The organism is Pseudochrobactrum kiredjianiae, from assembly GCF_030362795.1.
GTDB classification, from domain to species: domain Bacteria; phylum Pseudomonadota; class Alphaproteobacteria; order Rhizobiales; family Rhizobiaceae; genus Pseudochrobactrum; species Pseudochrobactrum kiredjianiae.
Genome location: NZ_JAUCBM010000008.1, coordinates 90,881 through 103,357 on the forward strand (window position 1 = coordinate 90,881; position 12,477 = coordinate 103,357).

Genomic DNA, 12,477 nt, shown 5'->3' on the forward strand with positions numbered 1-12,477 from the left:
ACTTTCCGCACTTCAATATTAATTCTGTAAACGCTCTATCAAGAAGTATGTTGTTGGTCCATTTGTCGGCGTATTTGTCCATATTTCTGCAGCCATTGCACCTGAGCCTGAGGTAATGGGGGCAAGCACTGTGCCATCGAGCATAACAGGCGATATCTGCCATGTATCTGTATAAGGAAGACTGATACCTATGTGATCAACCCTGATAATAACGGGGAGTGCGCCATAACTTGTTACTGTTTTTTCTGTTGCATCTGTGAAAGTCATCCCGGTATTTTGAGCGTCTGTTGCGTAGATGATAAGAAGGCGACGGCTGTTCGCAATGCTTTGACCATCCAGTGAAGACACTGCAAAAAGGCCTCCTGCGGTTGCATAATTAATTGTGAGCGCATCCAAAGTAACCGGATTAGATATTCCTGAAAAGGCAATAGCTTCTGTTTGCGATGTCACAACCTTTAATATTCCGTCTATTGAGTTGAGATGGAGTTGTTTTGTGTCGCTGACATAAACACCTGCATTCGCATCCGTAGGATTTGTTGCGTCCAGAATACCGTTTTGACGCAGAAACTGGACGGCATCAGCATTCGTGGTAAATGGCCGTTGTGACGGGATAACGACATCGCCTGATTGGTGAGGCGCAGATCCTTGTCCTATTGCGGTTAAAAGCGACAAGATTGTCACTTGGTCAGGTTCGCGCGTATCTATGCCGCCTCCACTGACAAGTGAGGAAGCTGTCTGCATTTCAGTCACAACCGATGCCGTCGAGCCAGATACATCACCCCTTCGGAACAATAAGGCAGCCAGCATTTCACCCTCGCGCGCGACAGGATCCAACGCAAATGTGTAGGGCAGAATAGACTTCTTCCGCGGATAGTCTTCACCATAAGCCAAAATAATTGGCCCTTCACCGTGACGGCAAAGAATATCCCAGTTTTGAAGAGCAGCATATGCAGGCAGGGCCAAGCCAGATTCATAGCGGAAATGATTCCAGAAAAGATGCTCATATTCGGTCAGGATAAAGGGGCGATGCGCCCAGCGTGTTGACGCTGCCAACCGCATATAAGCTAGATTATCTGTTAATGAACTTGTTTGTTGGAGACTGTCTTGCCCGCTGAGATCTCCGATCCAGTCATGATATGTGTTCATCGTAACAGCATCTTGCCCTTGACGGGACAGGGCCGTTTGTACGCCTGGCCAATTATTATATGGCGCTATAACCGCTCTGCATCCCATTGCCCGTAAGCAATCTGTCATTTTCGCTGCGGTTTGCACCTCAGTATCCACAAAGAATAATGCCAGATCACGGAGACGAGCTGTCATAACATAACGATTGGCAGGTAATGCAACTGTCTTATTTTCTAATTGTTCATTCGGCTGAAGTTCCCAGCTCCATGCAGTCTGTAAAGCACCTGTTGTACCATACTTAACAAGTAGCCAGTCATTGAAAGGCACTTGCAGTAAAGATTGAAAAACCGGGCCGCCCTGATCGAAGGCAACCTGACTGAGAAAACCAAGACTGTTTTCATTAAACGGAACAACAACAGCCAATGCAGGATCTTCAAAGGGAACAAGGCCTGTGTATGGGTTCTGGGTACAAAAAATATCAACCTGAAACCGCAGCCAGTGACCAAATGCTTCATTCTCTAAATGTGTTCTTAGCCGCAGATCACCAACATTAGCCCATCTGTCGTCATAACCACCATAAGCTCCCCGTTCTGAGGTCATCCCGTCTATGATCCAGTAAATTCCGTTTTCTTTCAAGGCATGCATCAAATAGCGCACCCGATCGAGAACATCAGGATCATAGTCAAAATCTTTGGTGCGGTTAAACATTAAACTGGCATCAAGAAAATGAAATCTCGCACAATTGTAGCCATGACGGCGAAGCTGCAGAGCATAACGATCCGCGGTTGAATGGTCTGGAAAACCGCCAGCGGCCGGATTAAAGCCCAATGATGCACAGAGCATACGAACAGGAATATGGGGCGTTGAAGCAAACGCTAAACGGCCTTTATTGTTGATTATGATCCGTGTGTCTTCAGTAATTGCCGGATTGGGTAGAATGGATGAAAAATCTAAAGGGCTTTCTGAGGCCACTTCAAGATTAATGGTTTGAACAGGCGCTGCATCCATAATTTATATTTCCTTCCAAGAGGTGCCTGAAATAAGTGCGTAAAATTAGCGAAATGTATATTTATAATAATATTTTTATATCAATAAAATTGTAAATTTTATTTGATTCAATTAAAATAATTTATTTTTCTCTCGTGGAGAACTTGTCTTTGCTGAGGGCACCTTTCGTTCAAAATCCCGTATGTTTACGAGTAGTTCTTGTTCTGCCCACCCCTACAACCTCTGGCAGCGCTATTGATAGCCGAGACATGAGTGGCGATGATTACCAAATTAATCCTCGATTCCTACCACAAAAAGCCTAGTGACCGATTATTACACGTATCCTCAACCCACTCCCTTATGCCTACTCACTCGGGTAGCTATCGGGGCAGGTATTTTACGTATTTATTTCATGCACTAAAAAGCATGAATAAGTCAGCGATTTTAAGGTTAGTTTGCATCCTGCTATCGTGGAAATAAAATATTTGAGGGAATGATAATGAGCATAGCCGGGATATGGCAAAATGAATATGGATCACGCATGACCCTGACGGTGCGCGGTTCAGTCGTTGAAGGTGTTTACGCATCGACAACCGGTTCTACCGGTGAGTTCAGCGTTACAGGCTGGGCTTGTGAAAACACAGCCACCACAGAGGCCGGACAGCCTGTTGCTCTTTCGGTTAAATGGCATTCGCTCGTTGACGGGATAGCCGATGCAAGCTGGAACTGGGCATCTGCAATGGGCGGTCAGGTCAGTATTTTTGATGGTCGCGAGGCAATGGTCTTGTCACACTTCATGATTGCCTCGCGATCATTCGAAAGCCTATGCAAGCACGGCCTATATATCGATAAGCTGACATTCTACCGGATTAGCGATGTACCAAAACCAGTTGAAAAACTGAACTTTATTGAGGCGAAAGCTGTTGATCCTATTAGCGGATCATGGACAGCATCCGACGGAAGCCAAATGGATATTTCTGTCCAGTATGAGAGCGAATACAGGCTCGGTCGCTTGAGCGGTTTCTTACATCTTGATGGCGCGAAATTGGTTTTATCCGGCTTCACCGATGTGAAGGCAGAAGATCATCAGCTTGAATTGCAGGCTACGAGTATTGTTGTGCATAATACTCATAATAATAGTACCATGGCGCTGGGTGGATTTTTGAAACTGAAAGACGGTGTGTTAGAATTGCAGGTGCTGACTAATCAAACGACAGGCAGTGAAGTCAGCTATACGCAAAACCAGATAAGTTTCTTACGTTTTAACCGTAAGGTTTAATGTTTAATCTGCGCGGCACTCAGCAGTGCTTGGCAGATTAATGAGCTGGGATAGTTCCAGGCGCTTGGTATTCAGCTCCGGCCGCAAGCAATCTGCTCATGGGGGGAGCAATGCCAGATTATCCAATCATTCCTGATATTGAACAACTGCTTCAGCTCAAGCTGATGATACCGCGCCTGCCCGCAAATCTGGTCAGCAGACCCAGGTTAATAGAAATATTGGACAGCGTTCCTGATCATTCTTTTATAAAGTTTATTGCACCGGCAGGTTTTGGAAAAACAACCTTGCTGGCGCAATGGTGCGAGCATTTATCCTCACGTGGCGAGAAAATTGCCTGGCTGTCACTGGATGACAGTGATGCCGATCCGTATCGGTTTCTTACAGGAATTGTGCGGGCAATGGAAGTTGCACAGATTGATACCGGTATCTTGTTATCAAAGATTGACCGCGATGCCTCGGAACTCAGTATCAATAACTTGCTGCGTGATTTGTACAAGGTTTTAGCGGGTGTGCGTGAACCTCTCACGCTGATATTAGATGATTATCATCGTGCATCGAATAACCATCTGGATGAATTATTAGAGCATCTACGCAGTCATTTATCCGCGCATGTCCGGATTTTGCTCAGTACCAGATTACGGGCTGAGAATACGCATCGTCATAAATTCATTGCTTCAACTCTGGTTGAGATAACCAGTGATATGCTGCGCTTTACGCCGGAAGAGGCGCGTCAGGTTCTTAATATTGATATTTGTGACACGGATCGCGACGTATTGGTAGAGCGAATTGAGGGATATCCCGTCGTGTTGCAGCTCGCGCGGCTGGTGGCCTTTCAAGGGCAGTCTTCGCCGGATGTGCTGGAGCGGTTAATGGCACGGGGCGGGCATCTCTGGAGCTTTCTGACCGAAGAAGTGCTGCGCAATCTGCCGGAAGAGGTTGTTGATTTCCTGCTGGATACATCGATATTTGACCGGTTTACCGTGGAAATCGCGGATGTCGTACGGCAGCGTAAAGATAGCTGGCAAATCATGTCGCAGTTGGAAACGCTGCAAACATTATTGACCCCGTTGGATTCCAATAATCACTGGTATCGTTATCATCATCTTTTTGCTGAATATTTACAGGCTCAGTTACGGCAGCGTCATCCGGCAAAACTGGCTGCGTTGCGTTTGCGCGCCTCTGAAGCTTTCCAGCAATATAACATATTGGGGGAGGCGGTTCGCCATGCCAGTCTGGCCGGTGACTATAATCGCTGCACGCAATTGATTGAATCCGCCGGAGGATGGCGGCTGGTGCTTTACGGCGGTATGAGCCAGCTCAACCAGTTGCTGAATTATATTCCCAAAGCGGAGAGACTGTCACATCCGAGATTACTGCTGGCCGAAGCCTATCTAATGCTGAAAAGCGGAAATATGACGGATGCCCGCACGACATTTAATCTGGTTGCACAATCAATGCCGGATTTCCCGCCGGATTGGGATTTTCTGGATGAATGGGGACGTGATTTTTTCAGCGTTGATGTGCTCATCCGAACCTATGAAGATAATAGTGTTAACGCCAACTATCTTGCATTCTTTGAGAAGATCAAAGACTGGCCGCCGGAAACAGACGGGCTTGCTTATGGTGTGCTCGGTTGTGCGGGGGCTGTTTATGCCTTGTGTCTCGGCAGGCTGAATGCAGCAGAAGAATTTGCCCGAAAAGCGATGACCGCGATGCGGTTTGATAACTCGGTTCTCGGTCTGAATTACTGTTTTATCCATGCAGCCATTGCCTGCACATATCGTGGTGAATTGCGCAGCGCGGCCGCTTATTTGTCACGCGCACAGGCCATGGCTATCGAGAATTTTGGCGAAGACAGCGGGCTTAAGGCAATTATTGATGTCCTGCTGGTCATGGTCAATCAATGGGGCAATAATGATCTGGCCATTGTCTCTGCTGAATATGATGCTTCATTTCAGCAAGTCTGCGAATATGACGGCTGGTTTGACATTTATGCGGCGGGGCTGGATGCCCGTTTCTGGATCGCATGGAAAAGCAGGGATATTCGTAAGCTTGATCAGGTGATCCGCGATGGTGCTAGTCTGGCCCGTTCTCGCGGTCTTGATCGGCTTTCCGGACTGGTTGAAGCGCAAACGCTGCTAAGGCATTCTCTGGTACAGGACGAAAAGTCTGAATTTTCTGTCGCGCAACATCTTGGTCAAATATACCCGTTGGGATGCTGGCGGGAGAACGCTGCCAAGTGGCGTCCATATCAGGATGTGGGCTACGCATTGATCAACTGGTTGCTCACGCATAATATTCAGCAAGCAAAATTACGGGCTGATGACCTGTTGTCTTGTGCAAAAAATTACGGTGCCGGTCTCTATCAGATCCGTGCTTTGTTATTGCGTGCCCGCGTTGCCCAAGCGTTAAAGGATCGTGATAAAGCGTGCGGGCTGATCGGACAGGCCGTTGAACTTGCGGCAGCGGAAAAGATTATTCGTCCTTTTCTCGAGCAACACGGATTGGCACAGCTCTTTACGCAGCTTAAGCGCGAATTATGGGAAACCGGCCGTCATCCGGTTGAAGCTTCTTTCTTGTCGAATATCACTGATATTCTGAGTGAGTTCTATCCGGATACGCAACAAACACTGCTGGTTTTAAGCGCCCGTGAACAGGAAGTGATGCAGGAATTATCACGCGGATTGACGAACAAGGAAATAGCGCGCGTTCTGGATATGACGGAACATACTGTGAAGTTTCATTTGAAAAATATCTTCGCAAAGTTGAACGTCGACAGGCGTGCCCACGCGATTGAGATTTACCGGAAAACGGAAGCCTCGACCCTATAAAGCTACCCGTTCGGGTAGGGCATTGGTTGCTTTTTCGAGGGCGGCTACGCTTCAAGGTAGCTTGTACGCTGAAAGCTCTCAGAGGACACTCGCTGCTTAATGTCACAGAAGACCGGAACATAATTTACCGGCACGTGATCTTAAGAGGGAGAGGACATGTCAGCCATATCGCATACAGAGCAGCCAGCAACAACACCATTGAAAATTCTATGGGTTAATCCCATCAATCAATCGGGCTATGACCAGCCTATTGCAGATTTGATTGAACGCGTGAAACTGCCCAATACTGAAGTTCACGTTGTATCACTTGATATTCCTGAACCGGTGAAGCTAACCAATCTTGAATGGCGCGGATTTGAAAGCAAAATCTGGTTTCCGGTCACAGCCATTGCCAATTATGCTGCCGAAAACGGCTATGACGGTTATGCGATTGGTTGTTTTTACGATACCGCTCTGGATGAGGCGCGTGAGGTCTCCGGCGATGCAGTCGTGTGCGCACCCTGCCAGTCGGCCTTGCAAATAGTTTCCAATCTTTGCAACCGTTTCTCGGTGGTAATCGGAGTGGAAAAATGGAAGGTGCAGATGGAAGATCGCATCCGCCATTATGGTTATCACGACAGATTAGCTTCATTCCGTACAATTGGTTTGCATGTTGACGAGTTTCAGCAGGATAAACAATGCACCGAAGACGCTATCCGTAAAGCTGTACGCGATGCGATTGAAATCGATAAAGCAGAAGCCATTATTCTCGGCTGCACAATTGAATTCGGCTTCTATGCGCAACTGCAAAAAGAATTCAATGTACCGATCGTAGATGCGCTCTATGCCTGCTTTAAAGGTACGGAAAATGCAGCGCTCAATAAAGTACAGTTCGGCTGGAAACCGAGCCGGCTCTATAGCATGGCTCCGCCGGAAGCCGAGCGTCTGAAAGAAAGCGGCATTTTTGCTGCGCCTGCTCCGATTGCGAACACAGTGATCGTTCCGCGTACTTAATCAGACTGCAATAAAATCAGGGCAGCCGCTGCAGATGAGCGGCTATCCTGACCGCCACAGCCGCGCACATAAAATACATCATAGGAAACAGAGTTATGAAAACTCGCGCAATCGGCAAAAGTGCAGCATATATTTGTGCTGCAGCCATAACAATTTTAACACCATTATTAAGTGTTACGCCTTCAAAAGCAGGTAATTTTATCGGGCATTCGACACCGGGCAAACCCGGCTACGCTATTCAGTTCTGGCCGAGCTTTTCGCACAGATCGGGCGGCACTGACTCTGCGGGTAGTTTTTATCAGCTGGCGTGGTTCAGTGAAACCGGACTGACCGGCACCAAGCGCGATCAGTTTGAGCTCTGGCTTGGTTTTAATGCAGGCTATGCAAGCACGACAGCCGGCTCCGGCGATGCACAGTGGGGTGCCACAGCCCCACAAATTGGTTTTGAGTACTATTATGAGGTTATTCAGCCTGAAGTAGAGGCCGGAAAAACCGGACATCGCAACTGGTGGATCAGCCCGACATTAATGGTCAACACCCCCAACGGCAACGATAAATCGAGTGGTTTCGGTGCTGGAACGAACCAATTTTCCGTTGCCTTTAACATCAATAATTACTTTGCCTATGATCGTTGGCAGCTGACCGTTTCACCGGTCTCAGCGCTGTATTCATTTGAAAACCAGCATAAATCCGAGTGGGTTAATGGCAAGCAAAAGCGTTTGCGCGGTGGCTTGTCGCTGACCTTTGCAGATGCCGCCCTTGGCTATCGTGTGACGGATGATCTGAGTGTCGGTATTCATCATCAGTTTGATATTTTTAACAGTGCGTCATCCGATTTCAAGCGCAGTGAACGAGGGGCGGTGGGCCCAAGCTTTACCTATACGGGCTTTGCTTCAAAGGGGTATTTTATGTCTGCGACGCTGGATTTTGACTACTACAACAGAGGCACCACCCGCAGCACGTCGTTGAATACATGGCTAGCGAAAACGTTCTGAAGCTACGCGCGGCAGATCAGACAACACCCGATCTTACAATGCATGATCAGGCATTCTCCTGAAATAAGTCTTGGGAAATATTGAGATGAACAACAAAACAATACGCGTAGCAACGGATGTCGGGGGGACATTTACAGATCTCGTTTGCTTTGAGACGGATAAGCAAACGGGGCAATCCCGCATCATTACGGCTAAATCAGACACCACGCCGCCAAACTTTGAGCAGGGCGTTCTGAATGTTCTGGATAAAGCACAGATTGATCCCGCTACGGTTGATTTTCTGGCTCACGGAACGACAGTTGTTATCAATGCGCTAACAGAACGCAAAGGCGTTAAAGTCGGGCTTATCACGACGGAAGGTTTCCGCGATACTTTGGAAATCGCCCGTGGTAATCGCCCTGATTTTTTCAATTTGCACTATAAAAAACCGGAGCCGTTTGTCCCGCGCTATCTGCGTCGTGAATTGCAGGGACGCCTGTCCTATAAAGGGGAGGAGCTGACCGCTCTTGATCTGGCGCCGCTTGCTGACATTCTCGCCGATTTTAAGCGGGAAGGTGTTGAGGCCGTCGCGGTTTGCTTTCTCCATTCATATGCCAATAGTGCGCATGAAGAAGCAGCATTGGCAGAGATTAAACACCTGTGGCCGGAAGTGTCCGCCGTTTCATCGCACCAGATCACTCGTGAATGGCGCGAATATGAACGCTGCAATACCACGGCTTTGTCGGCTTATGTTCAACCATTGGCTGAGCGATATCTGTCGCGTCTTGCGAGCGGATTACAGGAAAAAGGCTTGCGCAGCGATCCGTATATTATGCAATCCAATTGCGGCGTGAGCACTCTTGAGACCACTGCACAAATTCCTATTACCATGGTTGAATCCGGTCCTGCATCTGGTTTCTGGGGCGCGGCAGAACTTGGTAAGCTGATTGATGAGCCTAATATTCTGGCACTTGATATCGGCGGCACCACCGCAAAATGTTCTCTGATTGAGAAAAGCGAAGTTAAGATCAAGACAGACTATTGGATCGAGCGTGATCAGACCTCGGCAGGCTATCCGATTATGGTGCCGGTTGTGGATCTGGTGGAAATCGGCAATGGCGGCGGATCAATCGCCTGGGTCGATAATTTTGAAGAACTGCATGTGGGGCCGCAATCTGCAGGGGCTTCCCCGGGTCCTGCTGCCTATGGCAGAGGTGGTAACAACGCCACGACGACCGATGCCAATTTATGGCTTGGGCGCATCAATAAGGATTATTTCTGCGGTGGTGAAGTTGTTGCCGATATGGCGGCAACAGAAGCTGCGATGAAACAGGTTGGCGACAGACTGGGGATCAGCACCGATGAAGCCGCACGGGGCATCATTCGTATCGCCAATAATAATATGGTCAATGCGCTGAAACTGGTATCGCTAAACCGTGGGCATGACCCGCGTGAATTTACACTGGTTGCCTTTGGCGGCGGCGGCGCATTGCATGCGGTTGCACTTGGCCTGGAACTGGGTGTTAAAAAGGTTGTTATTCCTGCCGGTGCTGCGGTGTTCTCAGCATGGGGAATGATGATGTCGGACTTACGTCGCGACTATTTTGTAACCCGTCTTGCTGAGCTGGACACAGGCTCTGCCACAGTGATCGAAGATGTCTTCTCCGAAGCTGAAACGCTGGCTTTGGCACAGTTTGCGGCTGAGAATATTGACGCCAGTAAGGTGGAGTTTCAGCGCTATGGTAAATTCCGCTATCAAAATCAGGAACATACCACTGAAGTTCTGATCGAGGCTGGAGCAATTACACCTCAGCGTATTGCCGCGATTGAGAGTGCTTTCCATGATCTCTACGAGCAGGAATATACCTATCGCCTGAATGCACCGGTTGAAATGGTTGGCATTCATTTGGTGGCTTCGTCAGAGGTTGGCAAGCTGACCATGAAGAAGCAGGAACTGTCCGGTGCAGATGCTCAAGCGGCACTCAAAGGCCGTCGTGATGTTGATTATGCGCTGGAGGGTATTCATAGCGCCGCGATTTATGATCGTGATCTGCTTGTGCCCGGAATGAGATTCACAGGGCCTGCCATTATTGAGGATTCTGGAACAACCGTTGTCATTCATCCGGACAATGATGTTCAGATTGATGGTTACGGTAATATTCACATTGTTCTGGCGGCATAAGGGAGAGACCAATGAACAAGCATCTTCAAGACCCTATTACGCTGCGGATTATCCAGAACTCACTTCAGGCAACTGCAGATGAAATGTTTGCAGTCATGCGCAAGACGGCCATGAGTTCGATTATTTATGAAGTGCTGGATATGGGAACCGGCATTACAGACCCTAAAGGCCAGCTGGCCTCGTCCGGTGCCGGTATTCCTGCTTTTGTCGGTGTTCTCGACAAAGCGGTGAAAGTGCTGGTCGAGAAGTTCAACCAGCCGGGCGATATCGAACCGGGCGATGTTTTCGCAACCAACGATCCTTATTATGGCGGCGTTACCCATCTGAACGATATCATCGTGGCAATGCCCGTCTTCTCAGGAGATCAGATTATCGCATGGACAGCCGCTATCGGGCATAATTCTGATGTCGGCGGCATGGCTCCGGGCTCGCTGAGCGGTGATGCAACGGAGATTTTTCAGGAGGGCTTACGCCTTCCGGCAATTAAAATGATCTCAAAGGGCGAACCGATCCGTCCGGTAATTGAAATCATCAAAACCAACTCCCGTATGCCGGATGTCCTTGAAGGCGACGTCTGGGCGGCGATTGCCTCTGTGCGTATCGGCGCCAAGCGGTTGGTGGATGTCAGCGAGAAATACGGCGTTGAAACATTCAACCATGCCATGAGCGCATTCATGGATATGGGGGAGAAAATTGCGCTGTCCGAATTGCAGAAACTGCCGAAAGGACAGTTTGAGCTTTCTGAAGAACAAGATGACGGCCGTATCTTCAATGTGAAAATCACGATCACAGATACGGAGTTCATTGTTGATCTGCGTGATAACCCTGATCAGTCCGACAATCCGGTCAATACCAGCCGTGACGGTGTGATGATCTCCGCACAGATGCTCTTTAAATCTCTGACAGATCCTTATTCTGCGGCCAATGAAGGCTCGTTCCGACCTATCAAGCTTCTGACCCGAAAAGGCTCGGTCTTTGAGGCGCAGGAACCGGCACCGATGGGCTTCTATTATGAGATTGAGTTGCGGGTTTACGATATTATGTGGCGCTGTCTTGCACCGCATGTATCTGACCGCCTTGCGGCTGGTCACTTCGCCTCTGTTTGCGGAACATTTATCAGCGGTCTTCATCCTGATACCGGTCGCCAATATACAATTATTGAACCACAGATCGGCGGCTGGGGCGCGAGCCGTACCGGCGACGGTAACAGTGCAATGTTCTGTGGTTTCCATGGCGAAACCTATAATTGTCCTGCTGAAATCAATGAAGCGCGCAACGGGGTCTTTGTTGACCGTATGGAACTGAACCTCAATCCGGGAGGCGAGGGTAAACATACGGGCGGACGCGGTATTATTATGGATTATCGCGTGCGGGCTAATAACTGCCTTTTGACTATGGGCTATACCCGTTCGAAATTTCCGCCTTGGGCACTTGAAGGCGGACATGAAGGCTCTTCCAATTATGTTGAAGTGTTGCGTGCAAAAGACGGCAGCAAAGAAATATACGCTTTCGTCTCCGGTTTGAAGGCTTACACGAATGATGTGATCCGTGTTGTGACCGGTAATGGCGGCGGATTTGGTGATCCTAAAGAGCGTGATCAAACTCTCGTGGCACAAGATATTCGCAATGGCGTGCTGAGTGTTGAGCGAGCCCGTTCTGTCTACGGCTATCAAGACTGACGGAGCATCACTGACTTACAGTGAGCTTTTTAAGCAAGTATTTCGCCCTCGGTGCTGAGGGCGAAATATAAAGGATGTTGATGAGGATTGAGCTGCTGGTTGCCTTAGTGCGGCATTTGTGGGGGGAGGCCGGTTATCATATATCTCGCCTTTGAAGAGGGTTGGTTAGCTGCTCTACAAGTCACTTTGTGAAAGTCTTGATTTGCCGCGCGTGCGGGTCTGGAACAATAGGGATTGGCACCTGACTATCAGTTGCCGGGTTTGCCAGGCGCACAAGCCAAGGCATCAGCATGACTATTTATGAAATGCTGATCTAATGCGGGAGCGATAAAGTACCACTGCATGCGGGTATATGTTTTTCACGGAACCGTTGCGCAATGGTTTGCAGAACCGACACTTAGCATCACGCAGCCTTTCGGAGAATAAA

Annotated in this window: 7 protein-coding genes; 6 read left to right on the forward strand and 1 reads right to left on the reverse strand. The window is 48.6% G+C overall.

Going from position 1 to position 12,477, the window contains the following annotated elements:
* Nucleotides 1-18: 18 nt before the first annotated feature.
* Nucleotides 19-2,133 (reverse strand): glycoside hydrolase, encoded by a 2,115-nt coding sequence (locus tag QUF18_RS14865; RefSeq protein WP_289388025.1) that lies wholly within the window; start codon nucleotides 2,131-2,133, stop codon nucleotides 19-21.
* Between the two features lie 478 nt (nucleotides 2,134-2,611).
* Here QUF18_RS14865 and QUF18_RS14870 point away from each other — a divergent pair, with 478 nt between their 5' ends.
* From QUF18_RS14870 to QUF18_RS14895, 6 genes are all read left to right on the forward strand, one after another.
* Complete coding sequence (locus QUF18_RS14870) at nucleotides 2,612-3,391, forward strand: avidin/streptavidin family protein (protein ID WP_289388026.1); 780 nt, start codon at nucleotides 2,612-2,614, stop codon at nucleotides 3,389-3,391.
* A gap of 110 nt (nucleotides 3,392-3,501) precedes the next feature.
* Nucleotides 3,502-6,222: a winged helix-turn-helix domain-containing protein gene (locus tag QUF18_RS14875; protein WP_289388027.1), complete on the forward strand. Its 2,721-nt coding sequence runs from the start codon at nucleotides 3,502-3,504 to the stop codon at nucleotides 6,220-6,222.
* Nucleotides 6,223-6,378: 156 nt separating this feature from the next.
* Nucleotides 6,379-7,215 (forward strand): aspartate/glutamate racemase family protein, encoded by an 837-nt coding sequence (locus QUF18_RS14880; RefSeq protein WP_289388028.1) that lies wholly within the window; start codon nucleotides 6,379-6,381, stop codon nucleotides 7,213-7,215.
* Nucleotides 7,216-7,310: 95 nt separating this feature from the next.
* Nucleotides 7,311-8,210, forward strand: a complete 900-nt coding sequence (locus QUF18_RS14885; protein WP_289388029.1) for a transporter family protein — start codon at nucleotides 7,311-7,313, stop codon at nucleotides 8,208-8,210.
* 85 nt (nucleotides 8,211-8,295) lie between these two features.
* Complete coding sequence (locus QUF18_RS14890) at nucleotides 8,296-10,371, forward strand: hydantoinase/oxoprolinase family protein (RefSeq protein WP_289388030.1); 2,076 nt, start codon at nucleotides 8,296-8,298, stop codon at nucleotides 10,369-10,371.
* A gap of 11 nt (nucleotides 10,372-10,382) precedes the next feature.
* Nucleotides 10,383-12,050 carry a hydantoinase B/oxoprolinase family protein gene (locus QUF18_RS14895; RefSeq protein ID WP_289388031.1) on the forward strand — a complete coding sequence of 556 codons (1,668 nt, stop codon included), beginning with the start codon at nucleotides 10,383-10,385 and terminating at the stop codon, nucleotides 12,048-12,050.
* The last annotated feature ends 427 nt before the right edge of the window (nucleotides 12,051-12,477 follow it).

What these genes read in the sequence shown, in the direction of transcription:
- QUF18_RS14890 (WP_289388030.1), top strand. Translation starts at nt 8,296, where the DNA reads ATGAACAACAAAACAATACGCGTAGCAACGGATGTCGGGGGGACATTT.
- QUF18_RS14895 (WP_289388031.1), top strand. Translation starts at nt 10,383, where the DNA reads ATGAACAAGCATCTTCAAGACCCTATTACGCTGCGGATTATCCAGAAC.
- QUF18_RS14865 (WP_289388025.1), bottom strand. Translation starts at nt 2,133, where the DNA reads ATGGATGCAGCGCCTGTTCAAACCATTAATCTTGAAGTGGCCTCAGAA.
- QUF18_RS14880 (WP_289388028.1), top strand. Translation starts at nt 6,379, where the DNA reads ATGTCAGCCATATCGCATACAGAGCAGCCAGCAACAACACCATTGAAA.
- QUF18_RS14885 (WP_289388029.1), top strand. Translation starts at nt 7,311, where the DNA reads ATGAAAACTCGCGCAATCGGCAAAAGTGCAGCATATATTTGTGCTGCA.
- QUF18_RS14875 (WP_289388027.1), top strand. Translation starts at nt 3,502, where the DNA reads ATGCCAGATTATCCAATCATTCCTGATATTGAACAACTGCTTCAGCTC.
- QUF18_RS14870 (WP_289388026.1), top strand. Translation starts at nt 2,612, where the DNA reads ATGAGCATAGCCGGGATATGGCAAAATGAATATGGATCACGCATGACC.